Source organism: Micromonospora sp. NPDC000316 (assembly GCF_042898885.1).
Taxonomy (GTDB): Bacteria; Actinomycetota; Actinomycetes; order Mycobacteriales; family Micromonosporaceae; genus Micromonospora.
On the sequence record NZ_JBIAZG010000004.1, the window covers coordinates 253,070 to 274,210 of the forward strand.

At 72.1% G+C, this 21,141-nt stretch carries 20 protein-coding genes; 8 read left to right on the forward strand and 12 right to left on the reverse strand.

Annotated elements, in window-relative coordinates; translation table 11 throughout:
* Positions 1-103 precede the first annotated feature (103 nt).
* Together ACFY2Q_RS12035 and ACFY2Q_RS12040 are read left to right on the forward strand one after the other, a co-directional pair.
* Positions 104-841: a phosphatase PAP2 family protein gene (locus ACFY2Q_RS12035; protein ID WP_387129774.1), complete on the forward strand. Its 738-nt coding sequence runs from the start codon at positions 104-106 to the stop codon at positions 839-841.
* Between the two features lie 11 nt (positions 842-852).
* Positions 853-2,088 carry an APC family permease gene (locus ACFY2Q_RS12040; protein WP_387129506.1) on the forward strand — a complete coding sequence of 412 codons (1,236 nt, stop codon included), beginning with the start codon at positions 853-855 and terminating at the stop codon, positions 2,086-2,088.
* Between the two features lie 18 nt (positions 2,089-2,106).
* On the opposite strand, the gene ACFY2Q_RS12045 is transcribed toward ACFY2Q_RS12040, so the two are convergent.
* From ACFY2Q_RS12045 to ACFY2Q_RS12070, 6 genes are all read right to left on the reverse strand, one after another.
* Positions 2,107-2,892: an ABC transporter permease gene (locus ACFY2Q_RS12045; RefSeq protein WP_387129508.1), complete on the reverse strand. Its 786-nt coding sequence runs from the start codon at positions 2,890-2,892 to the stop codon at positions 2,107-2,109.
* Positions 2,889-3,872: an ATP-binding cassette domain-containing protein gene (locus ACFY2Q_RS12050; RefSeq protein WP_387129509.1), complete on the reverse strand. Its 984-nt coding sequence runs from the start codon at positions 3,870-3,872 to the stop codon at positions 2,889-2,891. The genes ACFY2Q_RS12045 and ACFY2Q_RS12050 overlap by 4 nt, the downstream gene beginning before the upstream one ends.
* A gap of 30 nt (positions 3,873-3,902) precedes the next feature.
* Positions 3,903-6,761, reverse strand: a complete 2,859-nt coding sequence (locus tag ACFY2Q_RS12055) for a BTAD domain-containing putative transcriptional regulator (RefSeq protein WP_387129511.1) — start codon at positions 6,759-6,761, stop codon at positions 3,903-3,905.
* Positions 6,762-6,804: 43 nt separating this feature from the next.
* The gene (locus ACFY2Q_RS12060; RefSeq protein WP_387129513.1) at positions 6,805-7,326 is read right to left on the reverse strand and encodes a GNAT family N-acetyltransferase; all 522 of its coding nucleotides are present in this window, start codon (positions 7,324-7,326) and stop codon (positions 6,805-6,807) included.
* Positions 7,323-7,613, reverse strand: coding sequence for a DUF1778 domain-containing protein (locus tag ACFY2Q_RS12065; protein ID WP_355627801.1), 291 nt, complete (start codon positions 7,611-7,613; stop codon positions 7,323-7,325). The genes ACFY2Q_RS12060 and ACFY2Q_RS12065 overlap by 4 nt, the downstream gene beginning before the upstream one ends.
* A 76-nt stretch (positions 7,614-7,689) precedes the next feature.
* The gene (locus ACFY2Q_RS12070) at positions 7,690-9,654 is read right to left on the reverse strand and encodes a potassium channel family protein (protein ID WP_387129514.1); all 1,965 of its coding nucleotides are present in this window, start codon (positions 9,652-9,654) and stop codon (positions 7,690-7,692) included.
* Between the two features lie 94 nt (positions 9,655-9,748).
* On the opposite strand from ACFY2Q_RS12070, the gene ACFY2Q_RS12075 reads away from it, so the two are divergent.
* The 4 genes from ACFY2Q_RS12075 (at position 9,749) to ACFY2Q_RS12090 (ending at position 13,760) form a co-directional block, all read left to right on the forward strand.
* Positions 9,749-10,231, forward strand: coding sequence for an MSMEG_6728 family protein (locus tag ACFY2Q_RS12075; RefSeq protein WP_387129516.1), 483 nt, complete (start codon positions 9,749-9,751; stop codon positions 10,229-10,231).
* A 28-nt stretch (positions 10,232-10,259) separates the two neighbouring features.
* Positions 10,260-11,813 carry an FAD-dependent oxidoreductase gene (locus ACFY2Q_RS12080; protein ID WP_387129517.1) on the forward strand — a complete coding sequence of 518 codons (1,554 nt, stop codon included), beginning with the start codon at positions 10,260-10,262 and terminating at the stop codon, positions 11,811-11,813.
* A 67-nt stretch (positions 11,814-11,880) separates the two neighbouring features.
* The gene (locus ACFY2Q_RS12085) at positions 11,881-13,095 is read left to right on the forward strand and encodes a hypothetical protein (protein WP_387129519.1); all 1,215 of its coding nucleotides are present in this window, start codon (positions 11,881-11,883) and stop codon (positions 13,093-13,095) included.
* A gap of 221 nt (positions 13,096-13,316) precedes the next feature.
* The gene (locus ACFY2Q_RS12090; protein WP_387129521.1) at positions 13,317-13,760 is read left to right on the forward strand and encodes an HNH endonuclease; all 444 of its coding nucleotides are present in this window, start codon (positions 13,317-13,319) and stop codon (positions 13,758-13,760) included.
* 70 nt (positions 13,761-13,830) lie between these two features.
* Here ACFY2Q_RS12090 and ACFY2Q_RS12095 read toward each other — a convergent pair whose 3' ends face one another.
* The 4 genes from ACFY2Q_RS12095 to ACFY2Q_RS12110 all read right to left on the reverse strand — a co-directional run bounded on the left by ACFY2Q_RS12095 (position 13,831) and on the right by ACFY2Q_RS12110 (position 17,790).
* Positions 13,831-13,986, reverse strand: coding sequence for a hypothetical protein (locus tag ACFY2Q_RS12095; protein ID WP_387129522.1), 156 nt, complete (start codon positions 13,984-13,986; stop codon positions 13,831-13,833).
* Positions 13,983-14,159 carry a hypothetical protein gene (locus ACFY2Q_RS12100; RefSeq protein ID WP_387129524.1) on the reverse strand — a complete coding sequence of 59 codons (177 nt, stop codon included), beginning with the start codon at positions 14,157-14,159 and terminating at the stop codon, positions 13,983-13,985. The genes ACFY2Q_RS12095 and ACFY2Q_RS12100 overlap by 4 nt, the downstream gene beginning before the upstream one ends.
* Before the next feature lie 318 nt (positions 14,160-14,477).
* Complete coding sequence (locus ACFY2Q_RS12105; protein ID WP_387129526.1) at positions 14,478-15,245, reverse strand: enoyl-CoA hydratase/isomerase family protein; 768 nt, start codon at positions 15,243-15,245, stop codon at positions 14,478-14,480.
* A gap of 157 nt (positions 15,246-15,402) precedes the next feature.
* A complete protein-coding gene (locus ACFY2Q_RS12110; protein ID WP_387129527.1) occupies positions 15,403-17,790 on the reverse strand; it encodes a M4 family metallopeptidase in 2,388 nt (795 codons plus the stop codon).
* Positions 17,791-17,957: 167 nt separating this feature from the next.
* Between ACFY2Q_RS12110 and ACFY2Q_RS12115 the strand changes: the two genes are divergently transcribed.
* Positions 17,958-18,506: a hypothetical protein gene (locus ACFY2Q_RS12115; protein ID WP_387129529.1), complete on the forward strand. Its 549-nt coding sequence runs from the start codon at positions 17,958-17,960 to the stop codon at positions 18,504-18,506.
* On the opposite strand, the gene ACFY2Q_RS12120 is transcribed toward ACFY2Q_RS12115, so the two are convergent.
* Together ACFY2Q_RS12120 and ACFY2Q_RS12125 are read right to left on the reverse strand one after the other, a co-directional pair.
* The gene (locus ACFY2Q_RS12120; RefSeq protein WP_387129531.1) at positions 18,494-19,123 is read right to left on the reverse strand and encodes a histidine phosphatase family protein; all 630 of its coding nucleotides are present in this window, start codon (positions 19,121-19,123) and stop codon (positions 18,494-18,496) included. The genes ACFY2Q_RS12115 and ACFY2Q_RS12120 overlap by 13 nt on opposite strands.
* 62 nt (positions 19,124-19,185) lie before the next feature.
* The gene (locus ACFY2Q_RS12125) at positions 19,186-20,424 is read right to left on the reverse strand and encodes an MFS transporter (RefSeq protein WP_387129532.1); all 1,239 of its coding nucleotides are present in this window, start codon (positions 20,422-20,424) and stop codon (positions 19,186-19,188) included.
* Between the two features lie 90 nt (positions 20,425-20,514).
* Between ACFY2Q_RS12125 and ACFY2Q_RS12130 the strand changes: the two genes are divergently transcribed.
* Entirely contained in the window at positions 20,515-21,138 is a 624-nt protein-coding gene (locus ACFY2Q_RS12130) for a CGNR zinc finger domain-containing protein (protein ID WP_387129534.1), read from the forward strand.
* Positions 21,139-21,141: the final 3 nt, after the last annotated feature.

A 21,141-nucleotide genomic window follows, 5' to 3' on the forward strand; every position in this document is an offset into this window, starting at 1 on the left:
CATCCGCCTCACATCGTGGCTGGGCCCACAGCGCCGCACACCCCGCCGCACGCCGGGCCGGTAGCGTGGTCGCGTGCTCAAAACCACTGGGGTACGTCGTGAGCTGCGGTTGCGCCCCGTCCGGCCGGCCAGCTGGTGGTTCGACGCGCTGCTGCTGGCCGGATTGGTCGGGCTGACTGTCGCGCTCGCCGCCGACCAACTCTTCGGGTTGGACCGGGCGGTCGCCGACTGGGCCGACGGGCACCGGCCGGCCGCCGCGTACTGGGTCGCCCGGGTGCTGAACTTCCTCGGTCAGGGCACCCCGCTGACCCTGATCGGCGTCGGGCTGGGCGTTCTGCTGGCCGTTCGGCTGCGGTCGGTGCGCCCCATCCTGCTGCCGGTGGTCGGATTCGTGCTGACCACCTTCACGATCGGCCCGTTCAAGGTGTGGACCGCCCGCGCCGCGCCGAGCGCAAGCGTCAAGGAGCCGTTCCTGCCACCCGAGCAGACGCTGCCGCTGTTCCACGACGACCTGCCGGTGCGGTTCGCCCAGTCCTACCCGTCGGGGCACGTCGCCAACGCCATCGTCTGGTACGGCGTCATCGCGCTGCTGCTCGCCCCGCTCGCGCGCACCTTCGGCCGGCGGCTCCCCGCCCGGCTGGTCACCGTGATCCGGGTGGTACCGCCGCTTGTCGTCCTCACGACCACCACCTATCTGGGCTGGCACTGGCTCACCGACTCGGTGGCCGGGCTGCTGCTCGGGCTGCTGCTGGACCGGTTGCTGCACCGGGTGCCGTGGGACGATCTGCCGCTTCCCGGCCGGTTACGCGAATGGGACCGGCCGTTCACGTCGTACCCCTAGGGTTTCGGCTCGTGGATCAACTGGCGCGGCGGCTCGACGTACCCGATGCGGTTGTCATCGGGTTGGGCTCGATGCTCGGCGCGGGCGTCTTCGTGGTCTTCGGCCCGGCCGCGGCGGCGGCCGGCGGCGCCGGCCTGCTGCCGGCGCTGGTGCTTGCCGGGTTCATCGCCTTCTGCAACGCGACCAGTTCGGCGCGGCTGGCGGCCCGCTACCCGGAGTCCGGCGGGACCTACGTCTACGGTCGGGAGCGTCTCGGGCCGTTCGCCGGTTTCGTCGCCGGTTGGGGGTTCGTGGTCGGCAAGACGGCGAGCTGCGCGGCGATGGCGTTGACGATCGGGGCGTACCTGTGGCCGGGGCAGGCCCGGCTGGTCGCGGTCGGCGCGGTGCTCGCGGTGACAGCCGTGAACCTGCGCGGCATCGGCAAGACGGCCACCGCCACGAAGGTGCTGGTGGCGGTGGTGCTCGCGGTGCTGGCCCTGGTCGCGGTCGTCGGCGTGGCGGGCGGGCCGGTGCACCTGGATCGACTGACCGACCCCGGCGGCTCGGCGCGGGGTGTGCTCACCGCCGCCGGGCTGCTGTTCTTCGCGTTCGCCGGGTACGCGCGGATCGCCACCCTCGGCGAGGAGGTGCGCGACCCGCAGCGGACCATCCCCCGGGCGGTACCGCTGGCGCTCGGTGCGGTGCTCGCGATCTACCTGGTGCTGGCCGTGGTCACGCTCGGAGTGCTCGGCGCCGACCGGCTGGCCGGATCCGCAGCGCCCCTTGTCGACGTGGTGACCGCCGCCGGGCTGCCCGGCCTGGCCTGGGTGGTCCGCGCCGGGGCCACCATCGCGGTCGTCGGGGTGCTGCTGTCCCTGGTCGCCGGGGTCGGCCGGACCACCCTCGCGATGGCCCGCCGTCGCGACCTGCCCGGCGCGCTGGCCGCCGTGCACCAGGTGCACCAGGTGCCGCACCGCGCCGAACTGGCAGTCGCCGCCGTGGTGATCGTGGTGGTGCTGCTCGGCGACGTACGCGACGCGATCGGCTTCTCCAGCTGCACGGTGCTCGTCTACTACGCGATCACCAACGCGGCGGCGCTCACCCTGGGCCGCAACCCGGACCGGCGGTTGCCGGTCCGGGTCCTCGCGGTTCTCGGGCTGATCGGGTGCCTGCTGCTCGCGGTCAACCTGCCGTTGGGCAGCGTGATCGCCGGCTTCGGCGTGCTCGCCGTCGGCGCCGCCTCTTTCGTTCTGCGGGCCCGCCGCTGACCCGGGCAGGCGGCCCGGTCAGCGGCTCAGCCGCCGGTAGCGGCGCACCGCCAGCGGCGCGAACACCGCGATCAGGACTACCGGCCACAGCACCGCCAGCATGATGGCGTTCTCCGCAGGCCACGAATCGCCGCCCAGGCCCGGGTTGCCGAACAGGTGGCGGATCGCCGCCACCGTCGCCGACAGTGGGTTCCACTCCGCTATCGCACCGATCCACCGCGGCATCAACTCGGGCGCGACGAAGACGTTGGAGAGGGCGGTCAACGGAAACGCCGCAGGGAAGACGATGACGCCTACCGTGTCCGGGTTGCGGACCAGCAGCGCGAGGTAGATGCCTGCCCAGGTGATCGCGACGCGCAGCAGCAGGAGCAGCCCGACCGCGAGCAGCGCCCGGCCCACGCCGTCGCGCCACTGCCAGCCGACGAGCAGGCCGCAGACCAGCAGTGTGGACATCTCCAGCAGGGCACGGATGAGATCGGCGGCGCTACGGCCGGCCAGCAGGGCGGAACGCGCCATCGGCATCGACCGGAACCGGTCGACAACTCCCCGGCTGAGGTCCAGCGCCACGCCCGTCGCGGTGGCGCCGAGGCCGTACAGCATCGTCATCACGAAGACCCCCGGGAGCAGGAACTCCCGATAGTTGCCGCCACCTGGCACCTGCATGCCACTGCCGAACACGTACCCGAACACCAGCACGAACATGATCGGCAAAGAGAAGTAGAGGATCAGCTCCTCCGGCGCGCGGACAACATGGATCATGTTCCGCCTGGTCATCGTCCAGCCATCGGTCACCGCTGTCGTCATGCCACCGCCGCCTCTCGTGCTGCCGACCCGCGCACCCCGTCCGACAGGTGCCCGGTCAGGTACAGGAACGCCTCGTCAAGCGTCGCGCGACGCAGACCGATGTCCTCGACAGCGATGCCAGCGTCGTCCAACCCCCGCACCACGTCGATCAAACCGGCGACCCGGTCAGCGACCGGCGCGCTCACCCGCCGGATCTCCGGATCCCGCTCGGGCTGCACGCCGCACACCCGGGCGACGATCTGCTCGGCTCCGGCCAACTGCGCCACGTCCCGCACCACCACCTCGATCCGGTCACCACCGGTCATCGACTTCAGCTCGTCCGGCGAGCCCTCGGCGACCACCCGCCCGGCGTCGATCACGGAGATCCGGTTGGCGAGCTGATCGGCCTCCTCCAGGTACTGCGTGGTCAGCAGCACAGTGGTTCCCTCCGCCACTAGGGCGCGGACCAGGTCCCACACCTGGTTGCGGCTACGTGGGTCCAGGCCTGTCGTCGGTTCGTCAAGAAAGAGGACACGCGGCGTACGGATCAGGCTGGCGGCAAGATCCAGCCGACGACGCATCCCACCCGAATACTCACCTGCGGACCGGCCCGCCGCCTCGTCGAGCCCGAACCGTTCCAGCAGTTCGGTGGCGCGTCGGCGGGCTGCCTTCGGGCGGAGCCGGAACAGTCGACCGAACAACTCCAGGTTCTGCCGACCGGTGAGGGTCTCGTCGACCGCTGCGTACTGACCGGTCAGCCCGATCCGGGCACGCACCTCGTCGGGTCGACGCGCCACGTCGAATCCGGCCACTGTCGCCCGGCCGGTGTCGAACCGCAGCAGCGTGGCAAAGATCCGTACTGCCGTCGTCTTGCCCGCGCCGTTCGGACCGAGCAGCCCGTGGACCGTACCGGTCGGCACGGCCAGGTCGAACGTGTCGAGCGCGAGGGTCGGGCCGTACCGCTTGCCCAGCCCTTCGGCGACCACTTCGAATGTCGTCATGCCACGACGGTGCATGGCGGCGCTGACCGGTCACGCACCGTCCGCTGACGGCGGCAGGTCAGGCACCGTCGCGGTCCTCTGCTCCGCCTCGGCGATCTGCGCGAGCACCAGCATGATCTCCGCACGGGTGGCCTCGCCGACGTACCAGCCGGTGAGCCCGCCGACCAGCGCCGCCTCGCACAGCCGCCTGGCCTCGGCGAGGTCGCCGCGCAACTGTGCCACCCGGGCGAGGCCGAGCCGGGCGGCGGACACGAACTCCGGCGCGCCGCTGCGCTGGGCGAGGTGCAGCGCGTCCGCGAAGTCGTTGCGCGCCGCCACGAGGTCGCCGGCGCGCAGCCGTACCTCGCCCCGCGTACGCATCATGTCGGCCCGGTCGACGACCGACCCGAGTTGCTCGGCCAGGTCCATCGCCTCGTCCAGCAGGTCGCTCGCCGTGTCCGGGTCGCCCTGCCAGGCGGCGACCTCGCCGAGCGCACCGAGTGTGATCATGGACCCCCACCGGTCTCCGGCGCTCCGGAAACCGTCGAGCGCGACGACGAGCGAGGCCCTGGCCTGCTCCCACTGGCCTGCCGACATCTGCGCCGAACCGAGCCCCATCGTGCCGAGTGCGTTGATCCAGACGTCCGGGCCGGCCAGCCGCCGCAGGTGCCGCATGAGGTCGTCGACGTCCTCGACACCGCCGGCCGGCGGTCCGTTCGAGATCCCCGACAGATACAGCAGGAAGGGCTGGCGAGGCAGCCGGTCGAGGCCGTAGAGCAGCGGTTGCTCCGACCCGAGGGACGACAGCTGGCCGAACCCTCCGAGCGAGGCGTTGTAGACGCAGAGGGCGTACTCCTCGCCCAGCTCTTGTGGCGCCCCGGTGCCGAGCAGGTCGAGGACGGCGGCGGCCAGCCGGGCACCCTCCCCGCGCATGCCGCGCAGCCACCAGTAGAACGACAGGGCCGCGACCAGCCCGGCCGCCTCGGCCGTGTCACCGGCAGCTGTGGCACGACGCAGCCCTGTGTGCAGGTTGTCCCGTTCGGCGTCGAGCCGTCGCAGCCAGCGCACCTGATCCGGCCCGCGCAGGTGGTCACTGGCGGTCCAGGCGAACTCCAGGAAGTACGCGGTGTGCGCGCGCCGCAACTGCTCGGCCTCACCGGCCTCGGCGAGCCGTTCGGCGCAGAACGCGCGCACGGTTTCGAGCATCCGGTAGCGGCCGCCGGTCAACTCCACGAAGGACTTGTCGGCAAGACCGGTCAGCGCGTCGACAAGCTCGGCGGTGGGCAGGCCGGAGACCCGCCCGGCCGCCTCCAGCGTGGCACCGCCGGCGAAGACAGCCAGCCGGCGGGCCAGCCTCCGTTCGTCGTCGTCGAGCAGGTCCCAGCTCCACTCGACAACCGCGCGCAGCGTCCGGTGTCGCCGCGGGGCGGCCCGGCTGCCCACCGACAGCAGCCGGAACCGGTCGTCGAGGCGGACGGCCACCTCGGCGACAGGCAGCGCCCGCAGCCGCGCGGCGGCCAGCTCGATGGCCAACGGCAGGCCGTCGAGGGTGCGGCAGATGCACAGCACCGCCTCTGCGTTTGCCGAGGTGACGGCGAAGCCTGGTACGACGTCGGCGGCCCGCTGGGCGAACAGCCGCACCGCCGCGTAGTCGTCGACGGCCAGCGTCGGTACGTCGGGCGGCGGCACTGTGAGCCCGGACAGCGGGCACAACGCCTCGCCGGCCAGCCCGAGCGGTTCACGGCTGGTGGCCAGGACGCGCAGCGACGGGCTGGCGCTCAGCATCCGTGCGGCCAGCCGGGCCACGTCGGCGACGACGTGCTCACAGTTGTCGAGCACGAGCAGCATCCGCCGCTCGGCCAGCGCCTCGACCAGCCGGTCGGTCGGGTGTCGGCCGTGCTCGGCCGGGGCGCGCAGGCCCGCGTCGCGAAGGCCCAGCGCACTCAACACCGCCTGCGGTACGTCCGACCCGTCGGTCAGCCCGGCCAGCTCGACGAAACGGACCTCCCCGCCGGCCCGGCCCGCCGCCTCGATCGCCAACCGCGTCTTGCCAGCTCCCCCGGGGCCGGTGACGGTGACAAGTCTCCGTTCGCCGAGCAGGTCACCAACGCGCTTCAGCTCCTCTTCCCGCCCGACGAACGTGGTGAGCTGGCTCGGGAGCGCCTGCTCGGTCGCCGGGCGTTCCTCACCGCGCAGCACCGCCAGATGGATCGCGGCAAGCTCCACCGAAGGATCGACGCCGAGCTGCTCGGCGAGCGTGCGCCGCGCGTCCTCGAACTCGGCGAGCGCCTCGGCCGGCCTGCCCAGCCCGGACAGGACGCTCATGAGCTGACCTCGCGCCCGTTCCCGCAGCGGATGCGCGACGACGAGCTCCCGCAGCTCCGCGACCAGCGCGCTGTGCCCGCCCAACGCCAGCTCCGCCTCGATCCGATCCTCGACGGCGGCCAGCCGCAGCTCGTCCAGCCGTGCCGCCTGCGCTGGCGCGTTCAGCACATCGGCCAGAGCAGGGCCGTGCCACAACTCCGACGCCTCGCGCAACACAGCCGCCGCGTGGGACCAGTCACCAGCGGCGAGCGCGCGGCGCCCCGACTCGGCGAGGCGCTCGAACCGGTACGCGTCGACGTCCTCGGGATCCACCGCCAGGCGGTAGCCGGCCTGGTGAAACTCAACCAGGGCGTCCTCTGCGGGCAGGGCCTGACGCAGCCGCGACACCTGGGATTGGAGCGCGTTGGCCGGTCCACGGGGTGGGTGCTCGCCGTACAGGCCGTCGATCAGCCGCTCGGCGGGAACGATGCGGCCCGCATCGAGCAGGAGGAGCGCCAGGAGCGCGCGCAACCGAGGGCCGCCCACGGGAAGCTCTCGCCCGTCGGCAAGCAGCACCCTGGTCGGCCCGAGGACGCGGAAACGCATGCCATGGATTGTCGCTCAGTGTCGGCCGGTTCCCGCGGATCGGTCAGCCGCTCAGCGCCCGGCGGAGATCCTTCATCAGCAGCAGCAGGTGCATGGGGTCGGTGGGGCTGGCCTCGAACTTGGCCAGCCGCTGGTAGAAGTCGCGGGCAGCGTCTGTCTCACAGTGAATGAGCACGGCGCGTACGCCGATGACCTCGGCGGCGGAGGCGATACGCCGCAGGGCGTCGACCACAAGCGCTCGACCAAGACCGACGCCCTGGGCGCTGCGGTCGACTCCGAGCCGAGTCAGGATCACCACCGGTTGGTGGTAGCGGCCGGCCCCCTGCTGTAGGCGAGGCGAGGCATCGGCGGGAGCGACACTACCGGCAGCCAGCGCGTAGTAGCCGGCCACTCGCTGATCCGGGTGCTCGTTGTCACGCACCACGTACACCCGGGACAAGCCCGCTCGGTGGCTTTGTAGGGCATGCTCGACCAGCCACACCGACTGTGCGCGGGAGCCGCAGTCGAACCCGGTCACTGCGGACTCGGTCGACAGCGGCTCGACCGCCGAGAAGCGGGATCTCACCGCGACGCACCATCTGCCGGCGGGTCGAGCACCGTTGGACCGGTCAACAGCTCCCGCAGCCCGGCGACGTCCTGCGCCGGCTCCTGCAACGCCTCGTCGAAGACCCGCCAGGCGTCCTCGTCCAGCACAAACACCCGCCGGTCGGCGAGCACATCCGCCGCGGCTTCGGTCGCCGCCTTCAACACGAACGTCGACACGCTGTCCCCGGACGCCTGACTCGCCGCCTCCAGCAACGCCTTCTGCTGCTCGTCGACCCGCAGGTGCAGTCGCTCTGCCTTAGCACTCACAGCCCGAGTGTACGCACAACGTACGCCACCGCAAGCCGAGTAGCTGGACAACGTCGGCCCGGCTCACCGGGCGCTGTCAGTTCACCTCGCCGGTCCCATCATGTCGACGGGTCACCTCGGGTTCGTCAGGTAGACCGCCGCCGTTGGTCGTCGAGGGCGAATCTCCGGCCGGATGAACGGGGTGCGTCGTGTCGGCCCCCGCACCTGCCTGGCCCGGCACCACGGGGGCCGCCGCCGCTGGGCTGTGCACTCCGCCATGGACCGACTCGGCCGGCCGGGAGACCGGGGCCGGCGGGGCGCACTGACCGGTCAGCCAGTCCAGGCCGCGTCGGCGGGCGACCACTGTGAGCCGGTCACCCGCGAAGATCACCTGGCGGGGGTCGAGGTCCTTCCACCAGATCGTCCTGCCCCCACCGGTTGGGGTTCGGGCGATAAGGCGGACCTGACCGTCCCGGCTGACCGAGCTCAGTGGACGGCCGTCCAACTCGGAGCCTGCGGCGACAGGCACCTCGGCGACCGGCAGCGCGTGCCGGTCGACAGGGATCGTGGTGATGACAGCGCGTTCGGTGAGGGCACCGATGAAGGCCGGCGCGGCCAGGTAGGAAACCGATCGGGACACGCCGAGGGCAAGGGTCTCCTCGACCCGCGCGGCGAAGTCGCCGTCGAGGAGGCGCAGCACCACCCGCAGGTCGTCGCGGAGGTCCCGGGCGGTCAGTGCCGCCTCCAGATTCGCCACGTCGTCGGTGGACGCCACCACAAGCGCCTGGCAGTCGGCCACCGAAGCGGAGATGAGCGTCTCGGGCAGGGCGGCGTCGCCGACGATCAGCGGCACCTCCAGTTGCCGGGCGAGGGCACCGCCGCGCGGCTCCGGGTCCTTGTCGATGGCGACCACCTCGACGTCGTACTCGCGCAGGCGTGCCATCACCCGCGTGCCGACGTTGCCCAGGCCGATCACCACCACGTGCCCGGCCCGGGCCGGCTGCTGCCGGCCGGTGTGCAGGGCCAGTCGGGCGTTGACGATGCCGTCCACCACGACTGCGGTGATCAGCGGGATCAGCGCCAGCCCGGCCAGGTTGAGCACCACCTGCATGACCTGCGCGTCCGGCGGCTTGCCAGTGTCCGGGTCGGCGCCGCTGAGCGTGGTGACGAGTGTCAGGTACAGCGCTTCCGCCGGGGAGACGCCCTCGGCGCGGGAGATGAGCGCCCCCAGCACCGCGATCACAGCGAGCACGAGCATCACCGCGATGCCGATCTTGCGGGTGGCGAAGCCGCGTACCGCACGCATCAACACCGCCACCGGACGACGCCGCCGCCGGGCGCGGACCAGCCGCCGGGCGGCCACCTCGGTGCCCGGCGGTTGACCTGTCGCCTCGGCGAGCACCAGGTCCGCGCCGGCCTGCTCGGCCGGCAACAGCTCGACACCCTGCTCTTCGCTGAGGCGGGCCAGCGCGCACACCACATCCTGCGGACGGACGTCGTCGCGCCGGGCCACCCGCAGCGTCTTGTCCCGGTGTTGGAATGAGCTGGGGTCGACCTCGCCGAGCGCGGCGGCGACGAACGCGGGCGCGGCCATCTCGGCGTCGGAGAGCACCTCGACGGGTGCCTTGAGCAGCTTGCGTACGCCGTCGGCGAGGGTGCCGTTGAACATCCGCAGCACCTGGCGGACCCGCTGATCGACGGCCTGGGCGCAGAGCGCGGCGTGCAGGTTGCCCACGTCGTCCTGGTGCAGCAGGGCCAGCCCGGCCGCCCCGGCCAGCCCGGCGGTCTCGAAGGTGGCCACGTCCAGCCGGTCGGAGCGGACCACCCGGACCCCGCGCAGCGCGGCCACGTCCGGCCCGTTGTCGGGGTAACGCTCGGGCACCACGACCGTCACCCGGGCCCCGCCGACGGGCGGCTCGGATTCGAGGATCGCGCGGGCGACGTAGTAGGCGAGCGAGTCCCGACCACAGATCACGTAGTGCGGGCGGGGATCCCCAGCGGACCGTAGTCGCCAGTTCCACTCGACCGCCCGTCGCGCCCGGTTCCGCCACGGCTCCGCCATGCCCGGATCGTAGTCAGCACGACCACACTGGGCGACCCCGTCCGGATCATCCCAGGTCAGGCATGCCGGCCCGGCCGGCGGGTAGAGCAGCGACATGCAGACCTTCCTCCCGTATCCGAACTTCCTGGCCAGCGCCCGCGTGCTGGACCAGAAGCGGCTGGGCAAGCAGCGGGTGGAGGCCATCCAGGTGCTGCGCGGGCTGACCCGCCCCGGGTACGGCTGGCGCAACCACCCGGCGGTGAAGATGTGGGCCGGGTACGAGGAGGCGCTCACCCGCTACGGGCTGGACATGTGCGCGGTCTGGACCGAGCCGGGTCGGGCCGACACGTGCGCCGGCACGCTGGCCGTCGACCTCGCCGCCGCCTGCGGTCCCGGGGTGATCCGCACCCAGGACGAGCTGGCCTCCGCCGGCGAGCTGCCGCCGTGGCTGGGCCGCGACGACATGCACCTCAGCCACCGCGCGTCGCTGCTGCGCAAGGACCCTGCGCACTACGGCCCGATCTTCGGGACCGACGTGCCGGGGGACCTGGAGTACGTCTGGCCGGCCTCCGACAGAGCGCGCCGTTGCCTCCCGTAGGGAAGACTTGCCGCAAGGGAGGTGCCCCGTGGCGCTGTCGCGAGTGGTGGGTCGACTCATCGGCGTACGTCAGCATGAGGTGGACCCGGGCGGCGGTGGGGCGGCCCGCGTGCCGCGACCGGTCGCGGCGGTGGTGGTGGGCGGTGGCATCGCCGGCATGTCGGCGGCTGTCGTGCTGGCCGAGCGGGGCGTGGCGGTGACGGTGCTGGAGGCGGCACCCACCCTCGGCGGCCGACTGGGCGCCTGGCCGGAGGCGCTCGCCGACGGCAGTCAGCAGAACGAGCACGGGTTCCACGCGTTCTTCCGGCAGTACTACAACTGGCGTTCCATCCTCCGTCGCATCGACCCCGACCTGGGCTTCCTCAAGCCCATTCCGGGCTATCCGATCCTCAGCGAGCAGTGGCCGACCGAGGAGTTCGGCAAGCTGCCGCCAGCGCCGCCGGCCAACCTGCTGGCGTTGCTGCTGCGCAGCCCCAGCCTGCGCTTTTCCGACCTGCGGTCGATGGACCGGGACGCCGCGCTGCCGCTGCTCAGCTACGACCCGGTGCGCACCTACGCCGAGCTGGACGATTCCACCGCCGACGAGCTGCTGGCCTCGCTGCGGCTGCCGGATCGGGCGCGGGCCATGCTGTTCGAGGTCTTCTCGCACTCGTTCTTCAACCACGAGGCGGAGATGTCGGCAGCCGAGATGGTCGCCCAGTTCCACTTCTATCTGCTCGGCAACCCGGAGGGGCTTGCCTTCGACTGCCCCGACGAGGATTACGCGACGGCGATCTGGGGGCCGCTGACCCGGCACGTGGAGAAGCACGGCGGCCGGGTGCTCACAGGTGCCGCCGCGACAGGTGTGCACCGCGACGCCGACGGGTGGCGGGTGACGACCTCCGACGGCGGCAGTCACGCGGCGGGCCATGTGGTGCTGGCCATGGATCCGCCGGCCATGGCGGCACTGGTCGCGGCCTCCGCCGACCTGGTCGGACAGGCACCGGAGCTTGTGGCGCGGATGCCCGCGTTCGGCACGCCCGGCCCGCCGTACGCGGTGGCCCGGTACTGGTGCGACGGGGACGTCGCCGCCGAGCGGGCGGTGTTCAGCGGCGTGTCCCGCCAGCCCACATTGGATTCGGTGACGCTCTATCACCGGCTGGAGAACGAGTCGCGGCGCTGGGCCCGGCAGACCGGCGGGTCGGTCGTCGAGCTGCACGCGTACGCCTGCGAGCCCGACGTGCCGGCCGAGGAACTGGCCGAGCGGATGCGCCGCGAGCTGGTGACGCTCTGGCCGGAGGCCGCCGACCTGCGGGTCCGCGAGTTGCGCGCCCGGGTGGAGGCGCAGGCGCCGGCCTTCACGCCAGGCAGCCACGCCTGGCGTCCTGGGGTACGCACGGACGCGCCAGGCGTCTACCTGGCCGGCGACGGCATCGCCACCGGCTTCCCGAGCGCCCTGATGGAACGCTCTGCCGCCACCGGGATCATCGCCGCGAACCACATCCTGCGCGCCGAGGGCGCGGCGGCCGAGCCGGTGCGGTCGATCCGGCCGCGCGGGCTGCTGGCCGGGCGAGGCAACCCAAACCGACAAAAACCAACATAAGCGACAGTACGCTGCCGTACGCTCGAATGATCATCCGTCGATCAGTCGGGCGGGAGGGCAGCGGGAGATGTCACCACTGCACCGCGCCGGCGGCCTTCCGCTGGCCGAGGACATCGGCCGGGACGACGCGTACCCCCTGCTCCGCGACGAACGCGCCTGCGTCGTCACCGCGCTGCGTCTGGGCTGGTGGATGGCCGACGCGTACCACAACGGTCAGCACGCCGAGCCCTCTCCCGCCGTCGCCGCCCGCCCACCGGCGAAACTCTCCAACCTGACCGAGATGTCGACACCCCGCCGGATGCGGATGTACCTCGACGGGGTCGACGTCGCGCTCGCCCAGATCGCCGCGCTCACCCGGCACGCCGGGCCGCTGCCCGACACGTCCGCCGCCCGCTCCCGACTGCCCGACCTGGACCGGCTGCCCGATCTGGCCCAGCCCGATCCTCCCGACCTCGAACCGCTGCTGCTCGCCCTGGACGACCTCAACGTGGAGGTGCTGCGCTGGGCGATGGCCACCAACCTCCGGGTCGGGCTTGCCTACCGGCTCGGCCGATCCCTTGCCGACACGGTCCGGCCCGGCGACGTCACCCAACTGTTGCGGCGCTTCAACGGCCGGCAGATCCAGCTCAGCCGGTGGCTTGACGAGCTGGCCAGCGTGTTGCCGCCGTACTCGGCCGCGGTGGTGCGCCGCTCGCTTGCCGCGTGGGCGGTCGCGGTGGACCGGGCCGGCCGGGGCGACCCGACCGAGCCCGACGCCACCGAACTGAGCCGCGAGCTGCGCAACCAGGGTGACCTGTGGCGCGGCGTACTCACCGGTGGCCTGCACCCGCGCGACCTGCTCGACGAGGACGACTACGCGGTGGTCGCCCGCAACCTGATCATCCGCGACCGGCGGCTGGTGGCCCAGGCCGCCCGGGGCATCTTCTGGCCGGTGCTGGTGCCACTGCTCGTCGTGCTCTTCGCGGTGGTCGGGGTGAGTGCCGCTGCGGCGGCTGGTTCGCCCACCACCCGGGCCGCCGTCGCCCTGCTCGGTCTCGGTGCCGGCCTGGCCGCCATCTGGCGTTCCGTCTCCGGCCCGGCCCTGGCGGTCGCCGCCGAGGTCAACCGACCGCTGCTGGACAGCGAACTCACCGCGCGGATGGCCCTCCGGCTGGACCGGCCGCTGACAATCGCCCGACGTTCGACGGCAGCCACCCCTCGGACCCGTCGTCAGCGGCGCCCCGAGTCGCCGGAGGGCCGATCGAAATACGTTGCCCCTCTATCCCCCGCCGACCTACCGTGATCGCGCAAGGTCAACCACCGCCACGGGAGCAGATCATGACGATGTCGCACGTCACCACCGTGCCGTCGTCGGTGCTGCCCGGCGGCGGTTGCCGAGCGGAAGGTCCCCGGGCGGGCCGGCCCGACTGACGCGTACCCGAACGCGCTGAGCCGCCCCGTCCGACAGCCGGACCGGGCGGCTCTTCGCCGTCCGGAGCAGTCCGCCCCTGGAAGGAGTTCCCGGTGGACGCCGTCCTCGTCATCAACGCCGACCTCGGCCCGCTGCACCGGGTCACCGTTCAACACGCCATCCGGATGCTCTGCCGCCGGGTCGCCGAGATCCACGAGTCGGAGCCCGACCAGGTGATCGGTGTCTTCCCGATGCCCCGGGTGGTGCGGCTCGTCCGCTACGTGGTCACCCGGTGGCGGTTCAGCGCCGGGCCAGCCTGGTCCCGGGCGGGCGTGCTGCGCCGCGACGACAGGCGCTGCGCGTACTGCGACGGCCCGGCGGCGACCATCGACCACATCCTGCCCCGCTCGCGCGGCGGCCGGAACACCTGGCGGAACACCACCGCCGCCTGCTACGGCTGCAACCAGCGCAAGGGCGACCGGACGCCGGCGGAGGCGGACATGCCGCTGCGTCGGGAGCCGGTCAACCCGGGCTGGGCTGCGCTGGCCGGGCGGTGACGGACCGGGCCGGCGGGAACGGGGGGCCGCGTCCGGGGTACGTCCCCGGCGCGGCACCCGCCGGCCCCCGTCAGGCGGCGCGTTCCTTGACCTTCGACTTGGGGCGGCCGTTGGCGCAGTGCACACGGATCTCGCTGCGATGCTCGGCCGAGGTCAGCTCGACCTGGACCCGCTTCGTCGGGCCGGGATCGAACGGCTGCGCCCGGTAGCCCGGGGCGGCTGTCACCGCGAGCACCTCGGGCCCCGCCGCCTGCCGTGGGTGCCCGAGACGACAAGCACCTTCACCGCCACGTCCCGTTCGAGCACCTCGTCGTACGCCCGGTGCACCGCGGACATTCCGCCACTGCCGAGACGCTCCAGGAGCCGGTAGCGGCCCGCAAGCAACCGATCACGCTGCACGACGGACAGCCTGCCGTACGGCCCCGAGCCGACACCACCCGGGATCGAGGTTTCGCAATGCGTGGAATCGACGGCGGCCATCGGGTGGTCAGGTCTGGCAGAGCGCGCGGAACGGCTCCAACGGCCCGGCAGGTGCACACCGAGCCCTTTGCTCTGCTTCAACTGACGCAACACTTCGGCGCCGTGAGTGTTGCGTCGGTTGAAGCAGAGCAAAGGGGACGGCGGTAGGTAGGGCGGGCCCGGCGACGCGACGGCTCGCGCGGCCCGCAGCTCGGACGGCCCGCGGCTCGGGCGGCCCGGCGGCCGCAGCCGGAACGCTCAGGTGTCGGTCGGTGGCTGCCAGGCGAAGCGGGGCGTGCGGCGCTCGGCCATCGCCGCCACCCCTTCCCGGGCCTCGCCGCTGGCGGCCACCTTCCGGTGCCACCAGGCGATTCGCGCCGGCCCGGCCCGGTCGTCGACGATTTCCTTGGCGGCGGCGACGCTCAGCGGCGAGCGCTTGGCGATCGTGGCGGTGAGCTCGTCCACCCGCCCCGCGAGCCGGTCGGCGGGCAGCACCTCGTCGACCAGGCCGATCCGCAGGGCGCGCTCGGCGTCGATCAGCTCGGCGGTGAACAACAGGTGCTTGGCGGCGGACGGGCCGACCAACCGGGCCAGCCGGCGCGTCGTCGGCGCCGGATAGACCAGGCCGAGCCGGGCCGGCGGTACGCCGAAGCGGGCGTCATCCGCCGCCAACCGAAGGTCGCAGGCAACCGCGAGCTGGGCGCCACCGCCGACGCAGGCGCCCCGGATGGCCGCAACTGTCGGCTTGGCGAAGCTGGCCAGCCGTTCCTCGGCGGCCACCGCGATGCTGGCGTCGCCGGCGTCCAGCAACTCGGCCAGGTCACCGAGGTCGGCACCGGCGCAGAAGGCGTCGCCCGCGCCGGTGAGCACCAGCGCGCGTACGTCGGGGTCGGGCTCCAGCCGGTCGAGCAGCTCGGGCAACTGCCGCCACATGGCCGCCGTCATCGCGTTACGGCGGGCCGGGTTGTGGATCACCACGGTCGCCACCGGCCCGGTCACCTCGACGGTCAACTCCGCGTCCGACACGTCCGCCCCTCTCCGCGCCAGCGTCCGACGCCGCCGATCCGACCCGCCAACACGGGCGGTGCGGCGACCATAACGGCGCGGACCCGGCGACCACCCGTGAGGGGGTGGCCGCCGGGCCCGACGTCGATCAGCTCAGGTCAGCTCAGGTCAGCTCAGGTCAGGAGACGGTGAGCGCGGTGTCGTCGATCACGAAGGACGTCTGCAGCGAGGAGTCCTCGGTGCCGGTGAACTTCAGGCTGACGGTCTGGCCGGCGTACGCGGCCAGAGAGAAGGACTTCTGGCTGTAGCTGGTGCCCTTGTTCAGGTTCGAGTAGGTCGCCAGCGTGGCCAGCACGGTTCCGCTCGAGTTGAGCACCTGCACGGTGAGCTTGTCGTACGCGACGCTCGTGGTGGTCTCGGCGGAGCTGACGTACAGCCAGAAGCTGAGGGCGTACGACGAACAGCCGGCCGGCACGCTCACCGACTGGGCGAGCGTCTCGGTGCGGGTGCTGCCGTACCCGTTCAGCCATGCCTTGTACGACCCGGTGCGGGCCGGCCGGCTGCTCGAGTTGGTGATGACGCCGGAGCTGGCCGTCCAGCCGGTCGCGCCGGACTCGAAGCCCGGGTTGGCCAGCTTCTGACCCGGCGCGGTGCAGCCGCCGCCGGTGCCGTTCACCGTAAGCGAGTATGTGGCGCTGCGGGTGACCGCGCCGGCACCGTTGACGGTGATCGAGTAGGTGCCGGGCGGGGTGCTCGCCGAGGTGCTGATGGTGAGGGTGGACGAGCCGCCCGAGGTCACCGAGGTGGGGCTGAACGCGGCGCTCGCCCCGCTGGGAAGGCCGGACGCGGAGAACGTCACGGTCTGCGCCGTACCGCTCGTGGTGGCGGTGGCCACTGTGGTGGAGACCGCGCTGCCCGGGTTGACCGAGCCGGCGGTCGGCGAGAGCGACACCGAGAAGTCGTTTCCGGTCGAGCAGGTGGAGTCGCTGCCGGCCACGTTCACCGCGGTCCAGGCGGCCTGCACGGCCTTGTACTCGGTGGAGCAGCTGCCGTACAGGTCGGTGGCCGCCCGCAGGCTGTAGGCGCGGGCGGTGTTCGCCGGGTTGCTGGTGTTGACGTACGACGTGTTGGAGGTGAAGTAGACGTCGAGCGCCCGGTACCAGATCTTCTCGGCCTTGGTCCGGCCGATGCCCGTCACCGCGGGAGCGGAGCCGCAGACCGGCGAGGTGCCGTACGACGTGGCGCCCGTGCCCTCGGCGAGGTTGAAGAAGAAGTGGTTAGCCACGCCGGAGGAGTAGTGCACGTCCTTGTTCTTGGTGCTGGTGGACCAGCAGCTGTCGGACGAGCCGTCCAGCGACGGGTTGTACATGTAGCGCAGCGGCGTACCGTTGCCATTGATGTTGATCTTCTCACCGACCTGGTAGTCGCCCGGGTCGCTCGGCGCGGCGGCGTAGAACTCCACCATGTTGCCGAAGATGTCGCTTGTGGCCTCGTTGAGGCCGCCGGACTCGCCGGAGTAGACCAGGCCGGCCAGCGCCTCGGTGACACCGTGGCTCATCTCGTGCCCGGCCACGTCCAGCGAGACGAGGGGGCGGGAGTTGCTGGAGCCGTCGCCGTAGGTCATCTGGGAGCCGTCCCAGAAGGCGTTCACGTAGTTGTTGCCGTAGTGCACCCGGCTCGGCACACCGTTGCCGTTGCCGAAGATGCCGTTGCGGGCGTGCACGTTCTTGAAGTAGTCGAACGTCTTCGCCGCACCGAAGTGCGCGTCCACGGCGGCGGACTGCCGGTTGGAGTTGGCGCCGGTGCCCCACGCGTTGTCGGCGTCGGTGAGGGTAGTGCAGGTCGACGTGCCGTTGTTCATGTCGCAGGTGCGGCCGTTGCCGTGCGACGGGTCGATCATCTGGTACGTGCTGCCGGAGAGCGTCGTGTCGATGCTTACCGAGCCGCTGTAGATGCCCTGGCCGCTGCCGACCACCGACTCGATCTCGTCGTACGACCCCACTGCCGCGCCGGTGACGGCGTCGGTGATGACGTGCAGCCGGGACGGGGTCTGCCCGTCGGGCTGCCAGCCGCTGACCACGGTCTCCCAGGCGAGTCGGCCCGTGCCGGAGCTGGCGTCGACGAACAGTTCCGGGGTGCCGACGGATTCCGCCTTGCCGGTGAATTCGGCGCGGGCTGCCTTCTTCGCCGCGGCGGCGGTGACCTTGGCCGTGGTGGCGATGGTCAGCGGTGCGACGAGTCCGACCGAACTGCCGGCGTAGGTGCCGTTCGGAGCGGCGTGGATGACGAAGTCACCGCCGTACACCCGAAGCCCTTGGTAGGTCCGGGTGTAGCGGGTGTGCGCCGCGCCGTTGGCGTCCACCTTGGTGCTGCGCACCTGGTAGGACTCGGCGCCGGAACCCTGGACGGCGCCGGGGTTCGTTCGCAGAACGGTCGCCGCCTGGGCCGCGACGGAGGCGTCCGGCGCGGGGGCGGTCGGTGGGGCCGCTTGTGCCGCGGTGGCGACACAGGTCAGCAGGCCGCTGGTGAGCAGCGCTGCGCTGACGGCGGCGACGGATCTTTTCACGTGCCCTCCTGGAAGGAGAAGAGTGTGACGGGGGTAGTCACGCATGTAGATATAGCGATGTGTCGACGAAAAGAGAAGGGTTCGACCTCTCACAGACATCGACAATGGCCGAACGGATGAGTGCCTTGACATGGGAACCAGCGGCACGCATCGCGCGTCCGACGGACATGAGACCCGCCTCGACAGCCGGTGCCACGATCGCACTCCTGGCCGCTTTCCTGGTCGGCTGCACCAGCACCGACCAGGTCGGCACCCCTCGGGACCAGCCGTCGGCCACCACCGACGCCGGCTCGGCCACGGCCGCCCCGCCGTCCGCCGCCCCCGCCACCCCAGCCCCCGCGTCGACCGCCACCGACAGCTCGACCGCCCGCGTGCTGCTGTTCCGCTCCGGCGGCTTCGCCGGTCGCGGCGACCAGGTGACCGTCGAGCCGGACGGCAGATGGACGGCGGTCGACCGGGCCGGCAGCCGGCGTACCGGCCAACTCGCCCCCGCCGACCTCGGCCGGCTCCGTGGGCTCGCCGCCGACCCCCGGCTGACCACCGAGGGCCGCCCGGAAAACACCACGACAAGCTGCTCGGACGCGTTCAGCTACCGACTGACCGTCGGCACCATCGAGACCGGGTACGTCGACTGCCCCGCCGACCCCGCACCACCGCCGGCAACCCGCGCGCTCGTCGAACTGCTGCTGCGCGCCACGGACACTCAGACCAGGTAGTCCGCCGGCAGGCCGGTGCCCCGCAGCTCCAGAGGCAGGTGCGCCACGTCGTTGACCGCGATCAGGCTCGGCGGGCCACCGACGCCGTACCGGATCACGGTCAGCCCCGCGTTGTGCGAGTTCAAACCCAGCCACCGCCGCTCCGGCGCCTCCAGGGCATGCCGGATCAGCCAACCGATCAGAAAGGCGTGCGTCACCACCAGCTCACGAACCGGTTCCTCACCGGCGGCCTCCACACTGACCGGGCCGGCGAAGCGGCGCACCGCCTCCGCCGTCACCCGCGGCCCGTCGGCCCGCTCGGCCGGCGAGAACCGGCCCAGAAACTCGGCGTACGCCGACGGCAGGCCGGCCGGGTCCGTGTCGTGTGGGAGGTGGTCACCGGCCAGCTTCGACGCGTACACCGGAACTCCGGGCAGCGACGCGGCGACCAGCTCGGCGGTCTGCGCGGCCCGGCGCAGCGGCCCGTGGTGGACGGCGGCGAATGAGCGGCCCCGCAGCCGCTCGCCGAGCAGTGTGGCCTGTCGCCGGCCCCGCTCCGACAGGCCGGTGTCGGGCTCGCCGGGACCGGTCAGGTCCTGCTCGGCGTGCCGGGCGAGGTACAGCAGTCGCGTCCGCATGCCCCACACCTCAACACATCGGAGGGCGCGGGATCGCCCCGCGCCCTTCGCTGTTGGCCGCCCTACGACCGGGGGGACGTCTGCCCAACGCGGATCCGATTGCCGAGCGGATCTGGGGTTGCGGCGGTCGGCGCTGCTGCGCGCTTGCGCCGGCGGCGAGCCTGCCCGGTGAGGCCAGCGGCGATGATCATCAGAGCGACGCCGCCGAGCAGGGCGCCGAGCAGCACCGTGCTGTGTACGCCATGGCTCGGCAGGGCGAAGCCGGCGACCAGGGCACCGCCGGTGATGCCGACGTTCACAGCGGCGGAGACGGTGGCGGCCGCGAGGTCGGAGCGCCCGGGTGCCACCTGCAGGACGACGCCACCGAGCACAGCGGTGAACGCCGCGAACGCCAGGCCGGCCAGAGCGAGCAGGCCCACGGCGGCCGCCGGACGGTGGCCGATCGCGTACAGCCCGAGCAGTGCCACCGACTGAAGCGCGACGGTCGCGACCAGGGCGAGCCACGGGTTGCGGTCCACCACCGCTGCGACAACGAGGATCCCGAGCACGCTTGCCACACCGCGCGCCAGCAGGATGGCCCCGACCGCCGAGGCGGGGAACCCGCTGACCTCGGTGACGAAGAGGGCGACATAGGTGTAGGCAGCGATGGCGCCGGCGGTCGTCAGGATGGCCACAGCGACGAGCAGCCAGAAGCGGTGGACATCGGGTGTCTCGCCCCGGACGGCGTGCCCCTGATCGGGCGGCGTGGAGGGCAGGAGCGACGCCACCGCGACGAGCACGATCGCGCCGAGTCCGGCCACCGCCAGGAACGACACCCGCCAGCCCGCGCGTTCGCCCAGCCAGGTGCCCGCTGGCACCCCCATGACCAGGGCGACGCTACCGCCGGCGAACACGATCGACACCACCCGACCGCGTAGCTCGGGTCGGAACAGCTCGGCCGCGGCCGGCACCACAACGGCCCAGAACAACGCGTGCGTAGCAGCGGTTGCCATCCTGGCCGCCAACAGCAGCGCGAACATACTCGCGAACACAGTGGTCGCGGTGCTGACGACGAAGCCGGCCAGGAGCGCCGACAGTAGTCGCCGGCGAGGAATTCTCCTGGCCAGGGCCGTCAACGGAATCGAGGCGACAACGACCACCGCGCCGTACGCGGTGACGAGCATGCCCACCTGCGACGGTGCGACGGCGAGGTCCGCGGCCATCGGGAGCAGCAGGCCGATCGGCAGCGCCTCGGCTGTGGTGTAGAGGAACGTGCCGCCGGACAAGCCGATCAGCGCTCCCACTGCTCGCCAGCGGCTCATCCACCCTCCAACTGTTACCGGCTAAGTTGCTTACACCAGAAACAAGCTAGCCAGGCTCTCAATCGGGGTCAACTGGTAAAGTCGGTTTTGATGGAAACAGTCGAGGGCGTGACGCGGATGCACCTGGTGGGCGGCAACGTCGCCCTGGGCTTCATCAACACCCGCACCGGCCCACCCGGCGGGCCGTCGGACGACGACGTGCTCACGGGCTATCAGGAGCTTGTCGCCTGGGGCGTACACGCGGGCACCCTCACCGAGGCCGAGGCGACAGCACTACACCGGCTGTCGCGCAACGACCCAGATGGCGCTCACGCTGCCTTCGCGCGAGCGCTGGGCACCCGCGACTACCTCGACGAAATCTTCCGGCCGCTGGCCGCCGGAGGCGCTCCGAGCACGGATGCGCTGGCCCGGCTGCGGGACGACGAAGCGGACGCTCTCGGCCACGCACAGCTTCAAGGCGGGAGCACGTTCGCATGGGTCTGGCGAGATGACCACACGCTTGCCCGGCCCCTCCGGCCAGTGGTGCACGCGGCGGTCCAACTGCTCACCGCGGGGGCACTGGACCGGATCAAGGGATGCGGTGGCTGTCGATTCCTCTTCAACGACGAGAGCAAGAACCGCAGTCGCCGCTGGTGCAGCATGGACGACTGCGGCACTGCCGAAAAGATGCGCCGCTACGTCGCCGCGCGACGACGTCGGTCGGAAAAAGCCTGATGG

Coding starts and splice junctions, on each gene's coding strand:
- ACFY2Q_RS12050 (WP_387129509.1), bottom strand. CDS start 3,872: ATGACGACATTCGAAGTGGTCGCCGAAGGGCTGGGCAAGCGGTACGGC.
- ACFY2Q_RS12130 (WP_387129534.1), top strand. CDS start 20,515: ATGGAAACAGTCGAGGGCGTGACGCGGATGCACCTGGTGGGCGGCAAC.
- ACFY2Q_RS12075 (WP_387129516.1), top strand. CDS start 9,749: ATGCAGACCTTCCTCCCGTATCCGAACTTCCTGGCCAGCGCCCGCGTG.
- ACFY2Q_RS12070 (WP_387129514.1), bottom strand. CDS start 9,654: ATGGCGGAGCCGTGGCGGAACCGGGCGCGACGGGCGGTCGAGTGGAAC.
- ACFY2Q_RS12045 (WP_387129508.1), bottom strand. CDS start 2,892: ATGACGACAGCGGTGACCGATGGCTGGACGATGACCAGGCGGAACATG.
- ACFY2Q_RS12120 (WP_387129531.1), bottom strand. CDS start 19,123: ATGCGGACGCGACTGCTGTACCTCGCCCGGCACGCCGAGCAGGACCTG.
- ACFY2Q_RS12125 (WP_387129532.1), bottom strand. CDS start 20,424: ATGAGCCGCTGGCGAGCAGTGGGAGCGCTGATCGGCTTGTCCGGCGGC.
- ACFY2Q_RS12055 (WP_387129511.1), bottom strand. CDS start 6,761: ATGCGTTTCCGCGTCCTCGGGCCGACCAGGGTGCTGCTTGCCGACGGG.
- ACFY2Q_RS12085 (WP_387129519.1), top strand. CDS start 11,881: ATGTCACCACTGCACCGCGCCGGCGGCCTTCCGCTGGCCGAGGACATC.
- ACFY2Q_RS12115 (WP_387129529.1), top strand. CDS start 17,958: ATGAGACCCGCCTCGACAGCCGGTGCCACGATCGCACTCCTGGCCGCT.